At 40.8% G+C, this 20,867-nt stretch carries 21 protein-coding genes and 1 other annotated feature; all 21 genes read left to right on the plus strand.

Annotation, left to right across the window (positions count from 1 at the left end; genetic code table 11):
* Positions 1-10 precede the first annotated feature (10 nt).
* Positions 11-370, plus strand: coding sequence for a cell division protein FtsL (gene ftsL, locus QMF37_RS03475; protein ID WP_058384867.1), 360 nt, complete (start codon positions 11-13; stop codon positions 368-370).
* Entirely contained in the window at positions 367-2,640 is a 2,274-nt protein-coding gene (locus QMF37_RS03480) for a penicillin-binding transpeptidase domain-containing protein (protein ID WP_071153614.1), read from the plus strand. The genes ftsL and QMF37_RS03480 overlap by 4 nt, the downstream gene beginning before the upstream one ends.
* Before the next feature lie 24 nt (positions 2,641-2,664).
* Positions 2,665-3,633, plus strand: coding sequence for a phospho-N-acetylmuramoyl-pentapeptide-transferase (gene mraY, locus QMF37_RS03485; RefSeq protein ID WP_071153615.1), 969 nt, complete (start codon positions 2,665-2,667; stop codon positions 3,631-3,633).
* Entirely contained in the window at positions 3,634-4,998 is a 1,365-nt protein-coding gene (gene murD / locus QMF37_RS03490; RefSeq protein ID WP_283476582.1) for a UDP-N-acetylmuramoyl-L-alanine--D-glutamate ligase, read from the plus strand.
* Between the two features lie 19 nt (positions 4,999-5,017).
* Positions 5,018-5,809, plus strand: a complete 792-nt coding sequence (locus QMF37_RS03495) for a cell division protein FtsQ/DivIB (protein ID WP_058384871.1) — start codon at positions 5,018-5,020, stop codon at positions 5,807-5,809.
* Positions 5,781-6,506: a DUF881 domain-containing protein gene (locus QMF37_RS03500; RefSeq protein ID WP_071153617.1), complete on the plus strand. Its 726-nt coding sequence runs from the start codon at positions 5,781-5,783 to the stop codon at positions 6,504-6,506. Before QMF37_RS03495 ends, QMF37_RS03500 begins: the two co-directional genes overlap by 29 nt.
* A gap of 16 nt (positions 6,507-6,522) precedes the next feature.
* On the plus strand, positions 6,523-7,239 hold the full coding sequence (locus QMF37_RS03505) for a DUF881 domain-containing protein (RefSeq protein ID WP_071153618.1): 717 nt from the start codon (positions 6,523-6,525) through the stop codon (positions 7,237-7,239).
* A gap of 2 nt (positions 7,240-7,241) precedes the next feature.
* On the plus strand, positions 7,242-7,604 hold the full coding sequence (locus QMF37_RS03510; protein ID WP_071153619.1) for a small basic family protein: 363 nt from the start codon (positions 7,242-7,244) through the stop codon (positions 7,602-7,604).
* Between the two features lie 102 nt (positions 7,605-7,706).
* On the plus strand, positions 7,707-8,990 hold the full coding sequence (gene ftsA, locus QMF37_RS03515) for a cell division protein FtsA (RefSeq protein WP_058384875.1): 1,284 nt from the start codon (positions 7,707-7,709) through the stop codon (positions 8,988-8,990).
* A gap of 59 nt (positions 8,991-9,049) precedes the next feature.
* A complete protein-coding gene (gene ftsZ / locus QMF37_RS03520; protein ID WP_071153620.1) occupies positions 9,050-10,243 on the plus strand; it encodes a cell division protein FtsZ in 1,194 nt (397 codons plus the stop codon).
* A 109-nt stretch (positions 10,244-10,352) separates the two neighbouring features.
* The gene (locus QMF37_RS03525; RefSeq protein ID WP_071153621.1) at positions 10,353-11,024 is read left to right on the plus strand and encodes a YggS family pyridoxal phosphate-dependent enzyme; all 672 of its coding nucleotides are present in this window, start codon (positions 10,353-10,355) and stop codon (positions 11,022-11,024) included.
* The gene (locus QMF37_RS03530) at positions 11,021-11,500 is read left to right on the plus strand and encodes a cell division protein SepF (RefSeq protein WP_058384878.1); all 480 of its coding nucleotides are present in this window, start codon (positions 11,021-11,023) and stop codon (positions 11,498-11,500) included. The genes QMF37_RS03525 and QMF37_RS03530 overlap by 4 nt, the downstream gene beginning before the upstream one ends.
* Positions 11,501-11,520: 20 nt before the next feature.
* Positions 11,521-11,784, plus strand: coding sequence for a YggT family protein (locus QMF37_RS03535; RefSeq protein WP_058384879.1), 264 nt, complete (start codon positions 11,521-11,523; stop codon positions 11,782-11,784).
* A gap of 65 nt (positions 11,785-11,849) precedes the next feature.
* Entirely contained in the window at positions 11,850-12,635 is a 786-nt protein-coding gene (locus QMF37_RS03540) for a YlmH family RNA-binding protein (RefSeq protein WP_058384880.1), read from the plus strand.
* 94 nt (positions 12,636-12,729) lie between these two features.
* Entirely contained in the window at positions 12,730-13,251 is a 522-nt protein-coding gene (locus QMF37_RS03545; protein WP_058384881.1) for a DivIVA domain-containing protein, read from the plus strand.
* 37 nt (positions 13,252-13,288) lie between these two features.
* Positions 13,289-13,503, plus strand: a binding site (T-box leader).
* 43 nt (positions 13,504-13,546) lie between these two features.
* On the plus strand, positions 13,547-16,309 hold the full coding sequence (gene ileS, locus QMF37_RS03550) for an isoleucine--tRNA ligase (RefSeq protein WP_283476594.1): 2,763 nt from the start codon (positions 13,547-13,549) through the stop codon (positions 16,307-16,309).
* A gap of 122 nt (positions 16,310-16,431) precedes the next feature.
* Positions 16,432-16,908 (plus strand): signal peptidase II, encoded by a 477-nt coding sequence (gene lspA / locus QMF37_RS03555; RefSeq protein ID WP_078080572.1) that lies wholly within the window; start codon positions 16,432-16,434, stop codon positions 16,906-16,908.
* Entirely contained in the window at positions 16,908-17,819 is a 912-nt protein-coding gene (locus QMF37_RS03560; RefSeq protein ID WP_058384884.1) for an RluA family pseudouridine synthase, read from the plus strand. The genes lspA and QMF37_RS03560 overlap by 1 nt, the downstream gene beginning before the upstream one ends.
* A gap of 194 nt (positions 17,820-18,013) precedes the next feature.
* The gene (gene pyrR / locus QMF37_RS03565; protein WP_269465415.1) at positions 18,014-18,550 is read left to right on the plus strand and encodes a bifunctional pyr operon transcriptional regulator/uracil phosphoribosyltransferase PyrR; all 537 of its coding nucleotides are present in this window, start codon (positions 18,014-18,016) and stop codon (positions 18,548-18,550) included.
* A gap of 27 nt (positions 18,551-18,577) precedes the next feature.
* Positions 18,578-19,864 carry a solute carrier family 23 protein gene (locus QMF37_RS03570; protein ID WP_078080571.1) on the plus strand — a complete coding sequence of 429 codons (1,287 nt, stop codon included), beginning with the start codon at positions 18,578-18,580 and terminating at the stop codon, positions 19,862-19,864.
* A 132-nt stretch (positions 19,865-19,996) separates the two neighbouring features.
* Positions 19,997-20,866 (plus strand): aspartate carbamoyltransferase catalytic subunit, encoded by an 870-nt coding sequence (locus QMF37_RS03575; protein WP_283476598.1) that lies wholly within the window; start codon positions 19,997-19,999, stop codon positions 20,864-20,866.
* Position 20,867: the final 1 nt, after the last annotated feature.

Genomic DNA, 20,867 nt, shown 5'->3' on the forward strand with positions numbered 1-20,867 from the left:
GCGTGTTCAGATGGCACTGAATGCAAGAACTGAAATTTATATCCAACAGCCGGCCACTCCTCAAAATCCGAGTCAGCAACCGGCAAGAAAAAAAAGTTTAATTACTAAAGGTGAAAAAATTTTATATTCGACTTTTATAACAGTTTGTATTATGTGTGCATTGCTGGTTTTGCAGAATCAGTCAACGATTCAAGCGTCAACTCAAGAAATTCAAACAATTGAACAATCAGTCAATGAAAAAACGAAGCAAAACACAGATTTGTCGGTACAGGTGAGCGAATTATCTTCCTATGAGCGCATTTGGTCAAAAGCAAAAGAACTTGGCCTTAAGTTAAATGAGCAAAATGTAAAGGTAGTGCCTGGACAATGAAAAAAAAGTTTCGATTTCAAGGAGGAGCCTTTCTGCTGTTTTTGTTATTTGCAGGGCTCTTTTTCCTTTTACTGGCAAGAATTGTAACAATACAAGCCACGGGTAAAGTGGAAGGGCAAGAACTCGCTGCTAAAGCTGCAGCGAAATACAGCCAAGAAGAAGTGTTAACTGCTGAACGTGGACGTATCATCGACCGTAATGGAGAAATTATTGCTGAAGACACATTGACATATAAACTGGTTGCAGTACTCGACGAATCGGTTACTCAAAAAGCGAGCGACCCGCAGCATGTAGTGGATGCCGAAGAAACTGCTGAGAAATTGGCGGGGTATTTGGATGCTTCGGAAGAAAGCATTTTAGAAACTTTGAAAACAGGGATTGAAAAAGACCGTTATCAAGTGGAATTCGGTTCTGCTGGTCGTGAAATCAGTCATACACAGATGCTAGAAATGAAAGAAGCAGACATTCCAGGTCTTTTATTTGTTCGAGATTTAAAACGACTATATCCTAACGGTGTCTTTGCTTCGCATTTAATCGGCTATGCCATGAAAGAAGAGTTAGAAGATGGTGAAACAAAAACAACCGGTAGAATCGGACTAGAATCGATACACAACGAAGTATTAACCGGTAAAAACGGGAAAATGGAATTCGATACCGATAAATGGGGATTCCTCTTGCCGAATAATGAATCTGTTATTACTCCAGCAGTTAATGGCGCAGATGTTCAACTGACATTAGATAAAACCTTGCAGAATTTTTTAGAAGACGCAATGACCAGTGTGCAAGAGGAATACGATCCGACACGTATGATCGCTGTAATCGCTGATCCAAAAACAGGTGAAATTTTAGCAATGTCTCAGCGTCCGACATTTAATCCCAATACGCGAGAAGGTTTATCTGATAACTGGCTGAACGAAAGCATCGAATTGACCATTGAACCTGGCTCTCCAATGAAGATGTTTACACTTGCTGCTGCAATCGAAGAAGGCAAATGGGACCCTGACGCAACTTATAAATCAGGGACTTACACCTTACTGGACAGTACGATTGGTGACCATAACAGTGGAGAAGGATGGGGAACTATCTCGTTTCTAGAAGGTTTCCAACGCTCCTCTAACGTATCAATGGCATATTTACTGGAACGACTCGGAGCAGATACCTTTATGACTTACGTGGATGCTTTTGGTTTTGGTGAAAAAACAGGCATTGACTTACCGAAAGAGGCAACTGGAAAAATATTGGATCAATATCCGATCAATAAATTGACGACCGCATACGGACAAGGGTCTACAGTGACTCCGATTCAGATGATTCAAGCAGCATCGGCAATTGCAAATGACGGCGTTATGATGAAACCATATGTTATTGATCAGATTAAAAATGCCGACACAGGAAAAGTCACTGTTAAAAGTGAACCGCAAGAAGCCGGACAACCCATTTCAGCTGAAACAGCTGATCAAGTTAGAGAAGTTTTAGCTTCAACTGTCACTTCTGAAGTAGGATCAGCACGAGGATTTGCATTGCAAGATTACACAATAGCAGGCAAAACAGGGACTGCCCAAGTTCCAAAAGAAGGCGGTGGCTATTTAAAAGGACGAAACAATTATTTGTTTTCTTTCCTTGGTATGGCACCTGCTGAAGATCCTGAATTACTGATCTATATTGGTGTTCAACAACCGAACGTACCGGCCGATGAATATGGTTCTGTACCGGTCGCCAAGATTTTTACATCTGTCATGGAAAATAGCTTAAAGTATTTAAATATTGAGCCAGAAAATATGGCGAAAGCGACCACGATGCCTGTTGAAGAATATACAGGCAAGTCCGTAACCGAAGCCACGGAAGAATTGAAAGAATTAGGACTAGAAGTTATTGTTACCGGAAATACTGGAGAAGTTATCTCTCAGTACCCAAAAGTTGGGAGTACAGTGTTAAAAGGTGGGCGGGTGATTTTAAAAACTTCTGGGGAAACGGCTTTGCCTAATTTCAGTGGATGGTCTAAACGCGAGCTACTCGCATATCAATCCTTAAGCGGATTGTCGCTAGAAATTGCTGGGCAAGGATATGGTTTAACGCAAAGTGTTGAAGAAGGCCAACTGGTGAAGGAAAATGAGCCAGTAGTCATCGAACTTCATCCACCTGAAATATACTATCCTGCTCGCGCAGAAGCCAAAGCAAAAGAAGAACTACAAGAAACGGTTAACCCTGAAGTTGAAGAACTAGAAGTAGATTCAACTTCAGAAACACAAACAGACGAAACAACCGAGTAATCTCGTGTTAAAGGAGCTCTATAAATGAATAGTTATGTAGTAATGGGTTTAGGAATTGCTTTATTGTTAACGGTTATACTAATGCCAGTATTTATACCGTTATTGAAACGAATGAAATTCGGACAAAGCATACGTGAAGAAGGACCTGAATCACATATGAAGAAAACGGGTACGCCGACTATGGGCGGTCTGGTATTCCTAATCTCAATCATTGTCACGGTGTTGCTAGTCGCTTGGTTTGCTGACTTGGTAACTGCTAAAATACTAATTTTATTGTTGGTGCTTTTTGGATATGGCTTGATTGGCTTTTTGGATGACTTTATCAAAGTAGTACTAAAGCGCAATCTAGGGTTAACATCGCTACAAAAATTAATTGCTCAAATCGTTATAGCGGTCATTTCATTCTTTGTTTTGAGTGGGACTGACTTTGAGACAGGTGTCACTATTCCTTTTACTGACATCTCATTTGAGTTATCATGGCTATACGTGTTCTTTATCGTCTTTTGGTTGGTTGGATTTTCCAATGCAGTTAATTTGACAGATGGTCTAGATGGATTGGTAGCTGGAACAGCGTCTATTGCATTTGCTGCATTTGGTGTATTAGCTATTTATCAAGACGAAGTAGGCATCGCGATTTTCACTTTTTCTGTAACAGGCGGACTGCTTGGATTCTTGATCTTCAATAAATATCCTGCAAAAGTCTTTATGGGCGATACAGGTTCGCTAGCATTAGGTGGGGCACTTGCAATGGTCTCGATTTTACTAAAACAAGAATTATTGTTGTTGTTAATTGGATTAGTTTTTGTTATCGAAACAGCTTCAGTTATTTTACAAGTAGGTAGCTTTAAATTGCGTCAAAAACGAATTTTTAAAATGAGCCCTATTCACCATCATTTCGAGTTGAGCGGTTGGTCAGAATGGAAAGTGGTCCTTGTTTTCTGGTCAGTCGGTCTTATCAGTGCGGCAATCGCCGTCTTTTTGGAGGTAATGTAAATGAAGGAAGCTCCACATTTATATCAAAAGAAAGTCCTGGTTTTAGGGTTAGCGAAAAGCGGATTTACTGCTGCTCGTATTCTTCACAAGCTAGGTGCATTTGTTACCGTTAACGATTCTAAGCCTTTTGAAGAAAATCCTGAAGCACAGGAATTATTGAATATGGGCGTTACCGTTATTTGTGGCAGACATCCTGAAGATTTGTTAGAAGAGGGCTTTGAATTAGTTGTCAAAAATCCAGGAATTCCTTATTCCAATGTATTGATTGAGTCAGCAATAGAAAAGCAAATTCCAGTGTGGACTGAAATTGAATTGGCTTATTTAATTAGCGAAGCTCCCTTTATCGGAATTACGGGCTCTAATGGTAAAACAACAACAACTACTTTATTGTTTCATATGCTCAACCAAGACAATAAAAATCCATTAATTGCAGGAAATATTGGAACAGTAGCAAGTGGAGTCGCAGAAAAAGCAAAAGCAAAAAATATAATTGTAACGGAATTGTCTTCTTTTCAGTTGAAGGGAACTGTAGATTTCCGTCCAGATATCGCAATTATTACAAATCTGTATGAAGCGCATTTGGATTATCATGGATCAATAGAGGATTATCGAGCTTCTAAAATGAAGCTGACTGAAAACCAAACAGCAGAAGATTACTTTATCTATAATGCAGATCAACCAATTCTAGTCGAGCATGCAAAGAACTGCAAAGCGCAACTCATTCCTTTTACGTTGCAAGGACGCACCGCTACAAGTATCAGTGCTGACGATCAATTTGTTTATTGGCAAGGCGAAAAATTGATTGAACGTTCGAAGATTATGCTGGGTGGCCAGCACAATCTGGAAAACATTTTGGCTGCTACAGCAGCAACTTTGATTCAAGGCGGAACAAAAGAAACCATTACACGTGTCTTAACGTCATTTACGGGTGTAAAGCACCGTTCTCAATTTATTGTTGAGTGGCAGGGGCGCAAATTCTATAACGATTCAAAAGCTACCAATGCTTTAGCGACTAAGAGCGCATTGGAAGCTTTCCCGAAAAACATCATCTTATTAGCGGGTGGATTAGAGCGAAACCATTCACTTGAAGAAATTCGTCCATTTATGAATCGTGTCAAAGTATTAGTGACCTTAGGTGAAACAGCAACGCGGTTCACGACGTTTGCAAAAGATTGTGGTGTGCCAACGATAGTTCAAGCAGGAAAAATGGACGATGCAGTTGACAAAGCAATTAAAGAATCTGCTAGTGGCGATACAATTCTTCTATCACCTGCTTGTGCAAGCTGGGACCAATACGATAGTTTTGAAATTCGGGGCGATGCTTTTATTGCAGCAGTTCAACAAATGACAGAAGCAAACGAATAATAGATAAGGGGCAGCAATTATGGACAAAGTGATTGATATCGAAGAACGCATCCCGTCGCTTCGCGAGCGGCGAAAAAAAAGAACCAATCGCAAGTTCGTGGCGCTGCTGCTCATTTTTCTCACTTTGCTTGCCGTACTATTATACAGCCAGTCGAAGTACAGTGAAATCCAGACCATCACTATTAAAGGTGCCGTTCTCTTTGACCAAAAAAGCTACCAAGCTGCAAGTGGACTAGCTATCGGAGATTCGATGTGGTCTTTTGATGCAGGGACTGTTGCGCAACAACTGGAAAAGTTGGAGTGGGTGGAAGAATCGACGGTTAAGAAAAATTGGTTGACCGGTGTGGAAATTGATTTAAAGGAATATGTTCAAATGGGATATCTAGATCGCGGTAACAGCTATCAGATTGTCTTGTCGAATAACTTGGCTTTAGATCAGCCAGTGACAAATGTTGATGGTCCGATTTACTCAAACTTTGAAAATGAGAAAATACGAGAAAAGTTAATTGATCAGCTAACAGATATTGATCCTGAAGTACTTCAGCTGATTTCCCAAATTATTCTAGATCCTGAGCAAAAAGACGCGGATTATGTGACCTTATATATGAATGATGGAAATGAAGTTCGTGGTATTTTAAGCACATTAGCAGAAAAGATGAATTACTATCCATCTGTCATCGCGCAATTAGAAGATGATCAACAAGGCATAATTGATATGGAAGTGGGAATATTCTTCCGTTCTTATGCGGATGTTTATGGTTTTGCAAAGGAGGGTCCTGAAGATGAAGAAACCGAAGAAGAGCAACCGTAAAAGTTTTAGCAAATCGGTTGTTTTTTCCCTGGTTTTCTTGGTGCTCGGATTTATTATGGCTTATTCCTATAGTTTATCAAATGCTAATAGAGAGACGGCAGAGTTTACGGGTGGTGCATTTTTCGAACAGGAAGAACGCTACCGCAAAGAGTTGATTGATCAGCAAGAGCGCAATAAAGAGTTGAAAAATGAATTGCAAGAAAAGCAAAGCGAAGTTCAAGAATATGAAAAATCCTTTGCCGATGGCGAAAATCGCTATACAGAGTATGCAGAAGAAGCCAAAGAGCTTCGAAGATATCTCGGTTTAGTGCCCGTACAGGGAAGTGGATTAAAAGTGACATTGCAAGACGGGGATTATGATTCAAATTCAGTTAATCCAAACGATTACATTGTGCACGAAAGCCACGTTTTCCAAGTAATCAATGAATTGTATATTTCAGGAGCACAGGCTATTTCAATCAATGGTCAGCGTATTCATGGAAATTCATACATTGTTTGTACAGGACCAGTCATAACTGTAGATGGTGCACAATATCCCGCTCCTTTCGTAATTGAAGCTATCGGTGAACCTGAAGTACTGACAGCATCGATGGAATTGACTGGCGGAATTATGGATCAACTGCTCAATGACAACATTATCGTCACATTGGATGAAGGGCAGGTTATTAAAATGGCCGCTTTGCTGACAGAATCGTGAATAAGGGGAGAGTTAGATGAAAAAAAGAATTCTTACCCGATTTACAGTGATTATGTTTGTAATCGGCTTAATGACTGCTATGCAATACAACACGATTAATGAACCTGATGCCCGAGATACGCGAGATGTATGGGAAGTAAGACAAGAACTGTCGAGAGAAAAGCAACTTCACTCACAACTGCTATCAGAAATCAGCACGTTAGATGAGACGTTGAACAAATATGATGTGGACACAAACGCCAGCCCCGAACAAGCTTTGCGGGAAACTGCAGGGGAATTGAGAAATGCAGCTGGTTTAACGGAGACTACGGGACCGGGAATAGAAATTCTCGTTGAACCTTCAATGGAAGCGGTTGCGTTGGGCTTCGAAATAGAAGGGATCTCGCCGGATTTGCTTATTCGGCTAGTCAATGAAATTAATCGTTACAACGGTTTGTATGTTTCAATCGACAATAAGCGAATTATTAATACGACAGCAATACGAGATATAAATGGTCAAACGACGGTTAACGCGAAACCGATAGAACTGCCTCCGTTTTCCATAAAAATAATTTCTGAGTCTATGGAAGACTCAGAAAAGCTGTATAATCATTTATTGTCTTCACGTATTTTAGATGATTTTTATATCGATAATCTAACACTGACCGTTTCGGCTCCTAAAAAAGATCTAATCATCGAAGCGTATGATGAAGTGATAGACACCAAATATTTACAGTCAACAGAGGAGGAATAGCGATGTGGCTGTCCATTTTAGGTTTAATACTTGGTATATCGCTCGGGCTATTGACAGATATCCATATTCCACCTGAATATGCTAACTATTTGTCGATTGCCGTACTGGCATCGCTCGACACATTATTTGGTGGAATTCGTGCCCACTTGCAACAAGTGTACGATGACAAAGTATTTGTTTCAGGATTCTTTTTCAATATCGTCCTTGCAGCAGGTCTTGCTTTTCTTGGTGTTCATTTAGGTGTAGATTTATACTTGGCTGCTATTTTTGCATTCGGTGTTCGACTATTTCAAAACATTGCGGTCATCCGCCGCATTATTTTAGCAAAATGGGCTGAAAAAAAGGCAGTTAGAGAAACAATTTAAACAATTGAAGGAAATTTTTTTAAGTTTCGCGATTTTCTTAGACAAGGTGCACGATTTGCAATAGAATATAAGTACAGCAGTTTAATAAGGAGGTGCCACGAATTGAGTCAATCAGAATTATACGTTAGTCTAGATATCGGTTCGTCATCCATTAAAGTTTTAATTGGAGAAATGGCCAACAATTCACTGAATGTTATTGGCGTTGGAAATGTGAAATCTAATGGAATTAAAAAAGGTGCGATTGTTGACATAGATGCAACGGTGCAATCCATTAAAAAAGCGGTTGATCAAGCAGAACGCATGATCGGTAAGTCAATCCATGAAGTGGTATTAGGAATTCCGGCTAACAAAGCGGTGCTACAGCCTGTTAAAGGAATTGTGGCAGTTAACAGCGAGAATCGGGAAATTACCGATGACGACCTAGATCGTGTATTGGAAGCGGCTCAAGTTATGTCGATTCCACCAGAGCGGGAACTAGTAAACATCATTCCTGAACAATACATCGTTGATCATTTGGGTGAAATCAAAGATCCTCGAGGCATGATTGGTATCCGCCTTGAAATGGATGGTACAATGGTGACAACTTCAAAAACAATTTTACACAATGTACTTCGTTGTGTAGAAAGAGCGGGACTTGAAATCCGCGATATTTATGTACAACCACTTGCAGCAGGAAATTATGCATTGACTGAAGACGAGAAAAATCATGGCACAGCATGTATTGACATCGGTGGAGGATCTACTTCTATTTCCATCTTCCAAGACGGCCACTTGACCGCTTCTTCTGTTATTCCAGTTGGAGGCGACCACGTAACAAAAGATTTGTCCATTATTTTGAAGACACCGACAGATCAAGCTGAAAAAATTAAACTCGAGTATGGCCATGCATTTTTTGAAGATGCTTCAGAAGACGAAGTATTTGAGGTTCCTGTTATTGGATCGGATTCAACAGAACAATATAACCAAAAATACATATCTGAAATAATCGGAGTTCGCCTGGAAGAGCTTTTCGAACTGATTTTAGATGAATTTTATCGTTTGGGCGTTCAAGACCTGCCAGGAGGAGTTGTTTTAACTGGTGGTATGGCTAAATTGGATGGACTTCCAGAACTTGCTCGAAATATTTTGCAAACTCGAGTTCGTCTATTCACACCAGAATTTATCGGCGTACGTGAACCACAGTACACGACAGCGGTTGGTCTAATTCAATATGCATACATGGAAGATGTCTTTTATGGCCGTATTGGAAATGGTGGGGCTGTTGCGGGAACTGCGAAAGTTGAGCACCAAGAAGTGCAGCAACCTAAAAAACAAAAGCAACCAAAGCAAAATTCTGAAGGTGTCGTAACCAAAGCTAAAAAGATGTTTGATCGATTCTTTGAATAAAATCAATGTTGCATCTAGCTTGCAACTATAAAAGCTAAGCAATTTTAGGAGGAAAAAGAATGTTGGAATTTGATACAAATATTGATGCACTGGCCGTAATTAAAGTTATTGGTGTTGGTGGCGGAGGAAACAACGCTGTAAACCGCATGATCGAACATGGAGTACAAGGTGTAGAATTTATTGCAGTAAATACAGATGCTCAAGCTTTGAACCTTTCAAAAGCAGAAGTACGTCTTCAAATCGGAGGGAAATTGACACGCGGACTTGGTGCCGGTGCTAACCCAGATGTGGGGAAAAAAGCTGCAGAAGAAAGCAAAGAGCAAATCGAAGAAGCTTTGCGCGGAGCGGATATGGTATTCGTAACAGCAGGAATGGGCGGCGGAACTGGTACTGGAGCAGCACCAGTTATTGCTGGAATTGCTAAAGAACTTGGCGCTTTAACAGTTGGTGTTGTTACTCGCCCATTTACTTTTGAAGGCCGCAAGCGTTCTACTCAAGCAATCGGCGGTATTTCTTCTATGAAAGAATCTGTTGATACATTGATCGTTATCCCGAATGACCGCTTACTTGAAATCGTTGACAAAAACACACCAATGCTGGAAGCATTCCGTGAAGCGGATAATGTTCTTCGTCAAGGTGTATCGGGTATTTCTGATTTGATCGCCGTTCCTGGATTGATCAACTTAGATTTCGCCGATGTTAAAACAATTATGTCGAATAAAGGTTCTGCATTAATGGGAATCGGTGTATCTTCAGGGGAAAACCGTGCTTCTGAAGCAGCTAAAAAAGCTGTCTCAAGTCCGTTACTTGAAGTTTCAGTTGACGGTGCTAAAGGTGTCTTGATGAATATTACAGGTGGATCTAATCTTAGCCTTTATGAAGTTCAAGAAGCAGCTGATATTGTTGCATCAGCTTCTGATGAAGAAGTAAACATGATTTTCGGTTCTGTTATTAACGATAACTTAAAAGATGAAATCATCGTGACAGTTATTGCGACTGGATTTAACGAAGAGCAACTTCAACCAAGAACACCAAGAGGATCTGGATTGAATTCAAGCCGTGTGCAGTCGATTCAACAACAGACTCCAGCGCCTTCAATTCGTGATGCGCGTCGCGAAGATCAACGCCGTGACGAGCAACGTCGTGAAGAACAACCACCTTACTACAACCAAGAGCCTCAAAGACAAGAAAAACAAAGCGACGATGCACTAGACATCCCGACTTTCTTACGCAATCGTCAAAAGAGACGTTAATCCAAACAGCTGCCGTTGGGCAGCTGTTTTTTTTAGGAAAGAGCTTAATTGATAAATCAGCTGAAACTTGGTACAATGTAGGGGACTTCTATAGAAAAGTTGTGAATATATGAAACCTATTGAACCCGTCTTTAAAGAAATTACCGGACAGTTAAATGCTATTAAAGATAATATACAAATTATTGCTGTGACTAAACAAGTGGATGTGAAACGTACGGAAGAAGCAGTTCACGCTGGAATCCTCCATTTGGGTGAAAATCGCCCAGAAGGATTGGCATCGAAACTTGAAGCAATTGAAGAAGATGTATGTTGGCATTATATCGGCAATTTGCAAACACGAAAAGTAAAAGAAGTTATTAACGAAATTGATTATTTGCATTCTTTGGACCGCTCTAGTTTAGCGAAAGAAATCCAAAAACGTGCAAGTCGCCAAGTGAAATGTTTTGTCCAAATTAACGTATCTGGTGAAGAGTCAAAAAGTGGAATTGATCCTGCAAACGCAATTGATTTTATTGAATCTCTAAAAGACTTCGATAAAATTCAAGTAGTTGGATTGATGACGATGGCGCCAAATACTACAGACGAACAAATTATTCGCGAAGCATTTAAAGGATTAAAATTACTCCAACTCCAAGTATCAGAGAAACACTGGACCCACGCACCGTGTACAGAATGTTCCATGGGCATGTCCAATGATTACTTAATCGCTGCTCAAGAAGGAGCAACTTTTGTCCGAATTGGAACAGCGTTAGTCGGGTCGGAAAGTGAGGCAAAGCGATGAGTATGAAAAACAAATTTAAAAATTTCTTTTACTTAGATGAGTATGAAGAAGAGCAAGTGCACGAACAACCTATGACACAGCAAAAGTCAGCTCCACGTTACGAAAAACCAGCTGCGATGCAAGAACCGAAAAAAGCACCGAAAGAGCGGCGCCAGAAAGTAGAGGAGACCATTGTGCCTAATTTAGTTAGTTTACAAAGTGCTTCAAAATCTTCAAAAGTTAGCTTGGCAGAACCTAGAGTTTATGCAGAAGCACAAGATATAGCGGAAAGTCTAAAAAACAAACAGGCTGTCGTTGTTAATCTCCAACGCATTGAAAAAGATCAAGGTCTACGAATCATCGACTTTTTGAGTGGGACAGTTTACGCTCTTGGTGGAGATATTCAACGTATTGGAACGGATATTTTCTTATGCGTACCAGACACTGTAGAAGTGGATGGCGCCATTTCAGATTATTACTACGACGAGCAACAATAAGAAAGGTGCCTTAAAATAATATGATAATTTTTGTTAATTTATTACTCTCGGCGATTAATATCTATTTCTATATTCTAATTGTTAGTGTATTCATGAGTTGGGTACCGAGCATAAAAGAATCTAGCTTTGGACAAATGATTTCTAAAATTACGGATCCTTATTTGGATATATTCAGACGCTTTATCCCGCCAATCGGTATGATCGACATCTCACCAATTGTTGCGATATTCACTTTGAGTTTAGCTAGTCAAGGCATCATCGTGTTATTTAATTATTTAGCCTAACCCTAAACCTCACGTGATGTGAGGTTTTTTTCTTAAAAACCAATCACATGTGAAGGAGCATTCGTATGGAAGAGATATTTCAACATTTTAGAAAAGAAGAACAGCAGTTTATCGAACAAGCTTCGGGCTGGCTACGGGAAGTTGAAGACCGTTATTCACCAAGATTGACTGATTTTCTCGATCCGCGACAGCGCTTTATTGTTGAAGCAGTCATCGGATCGAGCGACGTGAAAATGATGACGTCTGGCGTTTTTAAAAATGCAGAAAGACAACGAGTGTTACTGTATCCTTCTTATTTTGAACCACAACAGGAAGATTTTAATATTACTGTTTTTGAATTGAAGTATCCATCGAAATTTGTCAACTTGCGTCATCCTGATATATTAGGATCATTAATGTCATTGGGGCTTGACCGCAGTAAATTTGGAGACATTCGCATAGATAACGAACGTGTTCAACTTGCAGTTATGAATGAAATCAGTCCTTATATGCAAAGTAATTTTGTTAGTGCAGCAAAAGTGAAAGTTCAGTTAAACGAAATAACAAACGAAAAAGAATTAATCGAGACGAGCGAAGAATGGATTGAAGAATCGTATACGGTCAGTTCCATGAGATTGGATACGGTAATGAGTTCGGTTTATCACATTTCTCGCCAGAAAGCATCGGCGTTAATCCACGGTGGAAAAGTGAAAGTCAACTGGACTTTGCAAGAGCAGCCGTCATTCGAACTGCACGAATCGGATATGATCTCTTCAAGAGGCTTTGGTCGTGTTCGGTTGATTATGATCGAAGGCCGCACCAAGAAGGATAAGGTTCGACTACAGATTGGCCGCTTAGAAGCAAAAAACTAGACGGTTCGGAAAAAATACGAAATAATACTGAAATTTAGCGCCATGAACTGTATAATAGGAAGATAACATGACAAGTTAAGGAGAGGTTTACTCAATGCCATTATCCCCGTTAGATATACATAACAAAGAATTCAGCCGGGCGTTCCGTGGATATCAAGAAGACGAAGTAAATGAATTTTTGGAACAAATTATGAGAGATTATGAAATTTTGTTAAAAGATAAGGCAACTTTAGAAGAACGGTTACGCACAACCGACGAACGAGTTGGCCATTTCAATACAATCGAGTCAACCTTACAAAAATCAATTTTCGTCGCTCAAGAAGCTTCGGAAGAAGTTCGACGCAACTCTCAGAAAGAAGCAGAGTTGATTGTCAAGGAAGCTGAAAAAAATGCTGATCGTATTGTTAACGAGTCGTTGACAAAAGCACGTCGCATTGCTACTGAAATTGAAGAATTGAAAAAACAATCTCGTATCTTTAAAAATCGTTTCAAAATGCTCGTTGAAGCTCAATTAGATTTAATTGAAACAGATGATTGGGAAACCTTATTAGAATACGATATCGACACACAGAATTTAGAGAAGATTGAGAAGGATAAAGAAGAGTCGAACTCTTGACTCTGAGACTTTCTACTTCTATAATTACGACATACAAAAAAACGCGCTGATAGAGACAGTAGGCTATGTAGGATGATTTAGCGAGTCAGGGACAGTGAGAGCCTGATACGACCTCATAGATGAAAATCACTCTTGAGCAGAATTGGTGAACAACAGTACCCAATTCCGTCTACGCCACGTTACGGTGATCGAGTGGCAGCTATCGAGCTGCAACAAGGGTGGTACCGCGAGTTTAAGCTTCTCGTCCCTTTACCAGGGATGGGGGCTTTTTATTATGCCTATAGGAGGAATGGAAATGGAATACAAAGATACGTTATTAATGCCGAAAACAGATTTTCCGATGCGTGGTAATTTGCCGAACCGGGAACCAGAGATGCAACAAAAATGGGAACAGATGGACATTTACAAGAAAGTGCTAGACCGCACAAAAGGTCGTCCATTCTTCATTCTTCATGACGGACCTCCGTACGCGAACGGCGATTTGCATATGGGTCACGCATTAAACAAAGTACTAAAAGATATGGTCGTTCGTTCTCGTTCAATGATGGGCTTTCATGCACCATACGTTCCGGGCTGGGATACGCACGGATTACCGATTGAACAAGCTTTAACAAACAAAGGCGTTAATCGGAAAGAAATGTCGTTAGCGGAATTCCGCAAGCTATGTGAAGAATATGCTTACCAACAAATCGATAACCAGCGCTCTCAATTCAAACGTATCGGTGTTCGTGGCGATTGGGAAAATCCATATGTCACATTAAAACCAGCATACGAAGCACGTCAAATTGAAGTGTTTGGTAAAATGGCCAACAAAGGCTATATCTATAAAGGATTGAAACCGGTTTATTGGTCTCCATCAAGTGAATCGTCACTTGCTGAAGCAGAAATCGAGTATCATGATAAAAAATCTCCTTCAATCTATGTATCTTTCCCAGTCACTGACGGTAAAGGCGTATTGGCTGAAGGCACAAACTTCGTAATCTGGACGACAACTCCTTGGACAATCCCAGCTAACCTTGGTATTTCTGTACACGCTAAGTTGGATTACGCGGAAGTTTCCGTAAATGGTTCTCTTTATATTGTGGCACAAGAGTTATTAAAAGAAGTGGCTGAGGAATTAGAATGGGTAGACTACGAAGTTGTTCGCTTAGTGCAGGGAGCTGAACTAGAGCATATCCTAACAAAACACCCGTTATATGACCGTACTTCTTTGGTTATGCTCGGAGAACACGTTACGACAGATTCAGGTACTGGTTGCGTTCACACAGCTCCTGGTCACGGTGAAGATGACTTCTTAATCGGTAAGAAATACGGATTGGATGTTCTTTGTCCAGTTGATGAACGTGGAGTCATGACAGACGAAGCGCCTGGGTTTGAAGGCGAGTTTTATGAAAAAGCGAATAAGTCGATCACAGAAGCACTTGATCATGCAGGCGCTCTTGAAAAAATTTCGTTTATTACACACTCGTATCCGCATGACTGGCGGACGAAAAAGCCAGTAATTTATCGGGCGACAGCTCAGTGGTTCGTATCGATCGATGCATTCCGTGACCAAATCTTAAAAGCGATCAAAGAAACTTCGTTCACTCCAGCATGGGGCGAAACGCGTCTTTACAATATGCTACGTGACCGTGGAGATTGGAATATCTCACGTCAACGCGTATGGGGCGTTCCAATTCCTGTGTTTTACGCTGAAAATGGAGATCCCATCATTACAGAAGAAACAATTGCCCACGTGGCTAAGTTGTTCCGCGAAAACGGATCGAACATTTGGTTTGAGCGTTCAGCAGCAGAGTTATTGCCGTCAGGATTCACGCATCCAAGTAGCCCGAATGGCTTGTTCACTAGAGAAACGGATATTATGGATGTTTGGTTTGATTCTGGATCTTCTCACCAAGGTGTTCTTGTGGAGCGAGAAGACTTGCACTATCCGGCTGATCTTTACCTAGAAGGATCCGACCAATACCGCGGTTGGTTCAACTCTTCACTAACAACGAGTGTTGCGATCAATGGTATCGCACCATACAAAGGTATCTTGAGCCACGGCTTTACGCTTGATGGCAACGGCCGCAAAATGAGTAAGTCGCTCGGGAATGTTATTGTTCCTGCAAAAGTTATGAACCAGATGGGAGCGGATATTCTGCGCCTTTGGGTGGCTTCTGTAGATTACACGGCGGACGTTCGTGTTTCCGATGAAAACTTTAAGCAAGTATCGGAAGTATACCGAAAAATCCGTAATACACTGAAATTCCTTCATGGAAATTTAGTTGATTTTAATGAAAAAGAGCATCGTGTCGCATTTGAAGATATGCGTGAAATGGATCAATACATGGTGATGAAATTGCAGAAAATGATAGAAACAGTACGGAAGTCATATGAAACGTATGAGTTCTCAACAATCTACCATGCGTTGAACAATTACTGTGCGAACGATTTAAGCTCGTTTTACTTAGATGTAGCGAAAGATGTTGTTTATATCGAACGTGCAGATCATCCTCATCGTCGTGCGATGCAGACGGTTATGTTTGATTCACTGATGGCGATTTTGAAACTGTCTTCACCAATCATTCCACATACGGCAGATGAATTATGGTCTTACCTAAGCTTTGTAGAAGAAGAAAGTGTTCAATTAACTGACTTCCCAGAAGCTGTTTCCAATCCAGCATTTGAAGGATTGAATGAGAAATGGAGCCGTTTCATGGATGTTCGCGATGATGTCTTAAAAGCATTAGAAGAAGCGCGTGCAGCTAAAACAATCGGTAAATCATTAGAAGCAAAAGTGACAGTTTATGGTGATGAAGAACTTGCGAACTTATTAGCTTCTACTGACGAAAATCTTGCTCAATTATTCATTGTATCGAAATATGAATACGGTGGAACGCAAGAACAAGCACCAGAACATGCAGTGAAATTGAACGAAGTTTCTGTTACAGTTCAAAAAGCTGAAGGTGAAAAATGTGAACGTTGCTGGACAATTTCTGAGGAAATTGGTCAAAGTGAAGCACACCCAACCTTGTGTCTTCGCTGTGCAAGTGTTGTAGAAACGCAGTTTGCTTAATCGAAACTACCGCTAAAAAAGAAAGGGTTTAGAGAGCTGGAATTCGGCTTCTCTAGACCCTTTACTTTTTCCCCTTACATTGTGTTAAAATAGATTGACTGATGAATTGACGGAGGATATGGATGTTTATTTATTATGGAATCGCATTAGTAATCATTGCATTAGATCAATGGACAAAATGGTTGGTCCTTAAAAATATGGAATTGGGTGAAAGGATTTCAGTAATTGATCCTTATCTCGGCTGGTTGTCGCACCGTAATCGCGGCGCTGCTTGGGGCATGCTCGAGGGACAGATGTGGCTGTTTGCCGTCATTACCGTGGCAGTTGTTATCGGAATTCTTTACTATTTTCATAAACATGCAAAAGGGCAACCATTGTTCCAGCTTAGTTTAATGGTTCTTTTGGGTGGAGCGATCGGTAATTTTATCGACCGCATGCTACGCGGGGAAGTTGTCGATTTTGTAGATGTGCTAATTCCCGTGGTCAATTATGATTTCCCGATATTTAATGTTGCAGATGCTGCATTAACGATTGGTGTCGTGTTGATGATTATTTTTATTATTTATGACGAAAAACAACAAAAGAAAAAGGTGTCTTAATGGAAGAATTAACGATTGAAATTACCGAAGAAATGACAGGCGAACGGGTAGACAAAGCTGTGTCATCAATAGATGAAGACTGGTCACGTTCACAGATTAGCAATTGGGTCAAAGAAGGCGCCGTAAAAGTTAACGGCATTAAAGTAAAACCGAATTACAAAGTTCGTTTGCAGGATGTTATCGTTGTCACACCGCCTGAACTTGAAGAATTAGATGTAGTTCCCGAAGATCTTAATTTGGAAATTGTCTATGAAGATGAAGACGTCCTCGTAGTTAACAAACCAAAAGGAATGGTCGTACATCCGGCTCCGGGACACGCTAAAGGCACATTGGTTAATGGCTTAATGCACCACTGTACAGATTTGTCAGGAATCAATGGTGTAGTGCGTCCGGGGATTGTCCATAGAATTGATAAAGATACATCTGGCCTGTTGATGGTGGCCAAAAATGACGCTTCCCATACGTCATTAGTTGATCAATTAGTGAAAAAGACGGTTACGCGTAAATATGTAGCGCTCGTACATGGTCACATTCCTCACGATAAAGGAACGATTCAAGCACCGATTGCTCGTGATCCAAAAGAACGCCAAAACATGGCAATCGTGGATAAAGGAAAACATGCCGTAACACATTTCCGAGTTTTGGAACGTTTTGGTGATTTTACATTAGTAGAATGCCGCCTAGAAACAGGCAGAACGCACCAAATTCGTGTGCACATGAAATACATTGGCTACCCGCTTGTTGGAGATCCAAAGTACGGACCGAAGAAAACAATGGATGTTGGCGGTCAAGCACTTCATGCGGAGGTTATCGGTTTTGATCATCCGAAAACGAACGAATACATGGAGTTCTCTGTAGAGCCACCAGCTGAATTTGCAGAACTTCTAGAATCTCTTCGCGACAAGGATTGACAAAAGGGACCTTCTTTCTTTATACTTAAAAAAACGAATCGAATAATGAACACCTTTAAAAACAGTCCAGAGAGGCTGAAAAGGTATTTACGCAAGCCGGAAGTCTGTCTTCCGTGCTGAATTTTTCTGCGCATCTATCCTCTTGCCTCTCTGGCAAGAGGTTTTTTATTTGCAAAAAAGGAGCGGATCTTATGGTGGAAAAAGCAGATATTTTAGATGAACAGGCAATTAGCCGGGCAATTACACGTATTGCACATGAAATTATCGAACGCAATAAAGGCATCGATGATTGTATATTAGTTGGTATCAAAACGCGCGGTGCATTTATCGCAAAGCGACTGGCCGAAAAAATCGAAAAAATCGAAGGGCGTCCCATTATGAAAGGCGAACTTGATATTACGCTTTATCGAGATGACTTGAGCATCAAAACAAAAAACCAAGAACCGTTAGTTCAACAAGTTGATATTAAACACAGCATACTCGATAAAAAAGTCATCTTAGTAGATGATGTGCTCTATACAGGACGCACTGTACGCGCAGCTATGGATGCCGTTATGGACCTAGGACGACCGGCACAAATTCAACTAGCAGTATTGATTGACCGAGGACATCGTGAATTGCCAATACGCGCGGACTTTGTCGGAAAAAACATTCCAACTTCAAGTGATGAACGAATCATTGTTCAAATGGTTGAAAGCGATCAAGTGGACCGCGTTGCCATTCACGAATAAAGAGTCGGAAACAAAGGAGAATGGAAATTGAGTGAAGCAATTTTAGACGTACAAGATAAACCAAAAACTGGACAATGGATCTCGCTAAGCTTGCAGCACATGTTCGCGATGTTTGGCGCAACAATATTGGTACCGCAATTGGTTGGCTTAAGTCCAGCTATCGCATTGTTAACAAGTGGAATTGCAACAATCATCTTTATCCTCATCACACAATTTAAAGTACCGGCATATCTCGGATCTTCATTCGCTTTTATCTTGCCGATTACCATTGCTACGAAAACTGGCGGGATTGGCTCAGCAATGATTGGCGCCATGTTTGTTTCATTGGTCTACGCAATCGTCGCGTTGATCATTTGGAAAACAGGCTATCACTGGTTGATGAAATTACTTCCACCGATTGTTGTAGGGCCGGTTATCATTGTCATCGGACTGGCTTTATCGGGAACAGCAGTAAATATGGCCATGACCATTCCAGTAGGGAATGCTTCAGAATATAGCTTGCTGCATTTTTCGGCAGCTATTGTTACGCTGCTAACCGCTATCATTTGTAACATTTATTTTAAGAATATCATTTCATTGATGCCAATTTTGATCGGTATTATCGTAGGGTATGGCTACTCAGCTGCCATTGGCATTATTGACTACGGCGTCATTGCTGACGCGAAATGGTTCGCAGTACCAGAATTCTTAATTCCTGGAGTGGATTACTCTTTTCAAGTAACACCAACCTTGTTGTTCGTCATGGTCCCAATTGCCATCGTCACGATTTCTGAACATATCGGTCATCAACTGGTACTAGGCAAGATTGTCAATCGAAATTACATAAAAGACCCAGGCTTACATCGGTCGATACTAGGTGATGGGATTGGAACCTTCATCTCTTCACTAGTTGGCGGCCCGCCAAAGACGACATACGGTGAGAATATTGGGGTACTCGCAATTACGAAAGTGTTTTCAGTCTATGTCATCTTTGGAGCGGCAGTGTTTGCCATCGTCTTTTCGTTCTTTGGCAAATTGATGGCCGTCATCGAGACAATTCCAACGGCTGTTCTAGGCGGAATTTCGATCTTATTGTTCGGTATTATCGCATCTTCTGGTTTGCGTATGCTAGTAGATAACAACATCGACTTTGGCAACAACCGAAATTTAGTGATTTCTTCAGTTATCTTGGTTATCGGGATTGGCGGAGCTAAAATTGAATTTAGTGAAACATTCTCAATCGAAGGAATGGCGCTCGCTGCCATTGTTGGTGTCATTTTGAACTTAGTGCTACCCGGAATGAACAAAGAAGAAGTAGACGACGGAACTGAATAATTACCTTTTAATGAATGTCCAGAGAGGCATGGAAAGGGTTGAAGAATGGGTAAACACTACCCTTTTTTCCTCACACCTTCCTGCCTCTGGGAAGGTGTTTTTTTGTCTGACGAATGAGAGGAGGAGTCAATTTTGCCAAACTTACTATCTATGAACAACTTAGAAAATGACACGATTATGAGTTTGCTTAAGCGTGCTGGAGAATTTCAGCAAGGCAAGAGAGCGCCAATTGATGGCACGGTCGTCAACTTGTTTTTCGAACCAAGCACAAGAACAAAAATGAGTTTTGAAATGGCAGAGCATCATATGGGACTCGCTGTACTACCTTTTGAAACAGCTTTTTCTAGCATCTTAAAAGGTGAAACACTTTACGATACAGTAAAAACGATGGAAGCAATTGGCGTAGGTGCAGTCATTATACGTCATGAAGAAGAAGAGTATTATCAACAACTAGAAGGATGCGACGTTGCTATCATCAATGGTGGAGATGGCTCAGGTCAACATCCAACACAATCTCTTTTAGACTTAATGACCATATATCAAGAGTTTGGACGGATCGAAGGCATTCATATCACCATCGTTGGAGACATTGCTCATAGCCGTGTCGCAAAATCAAATGCAGCGGCACTCAAACAATTAGGAGCAAAAGTGAGTTTTGTGTGCCCGGCGGACTGGAGCGGAGAGTACGAATCTTCCGAGCATTTGGATGACTTTATTGAAACTACAGATGTTGTCATGATGCTTCGCGTTCAGCATGAACGGCATGCAGTATCAGCTCTTTTCTCGAAAGAAAATTACCATGAGCAATATGGCTTAACGATCGAACGCGAAAAGAAAATGAAGGATGGTGCCATTATTATGCATCCTGCGCCAATCAACCGCGGCGTCGAAATTGCAGATTGCTTAGTCGAATGTGAACGTTCACGAATTTTTAAACAAATGGCAAACGGAGTTTTTATTCGGATGGCAGTACTTGAATACGCATTGAAAGGGAGAGATTAAC

The sequence above is a fragment of the Planococcus sp. S3-L1 genome, from assembly GCF_030063085.1.
Lineage (GTDB): Bacteria > Bacillota > Bacilli > Bacillales_A > Planococcaceae > Planococcus > Planococcus kocurii.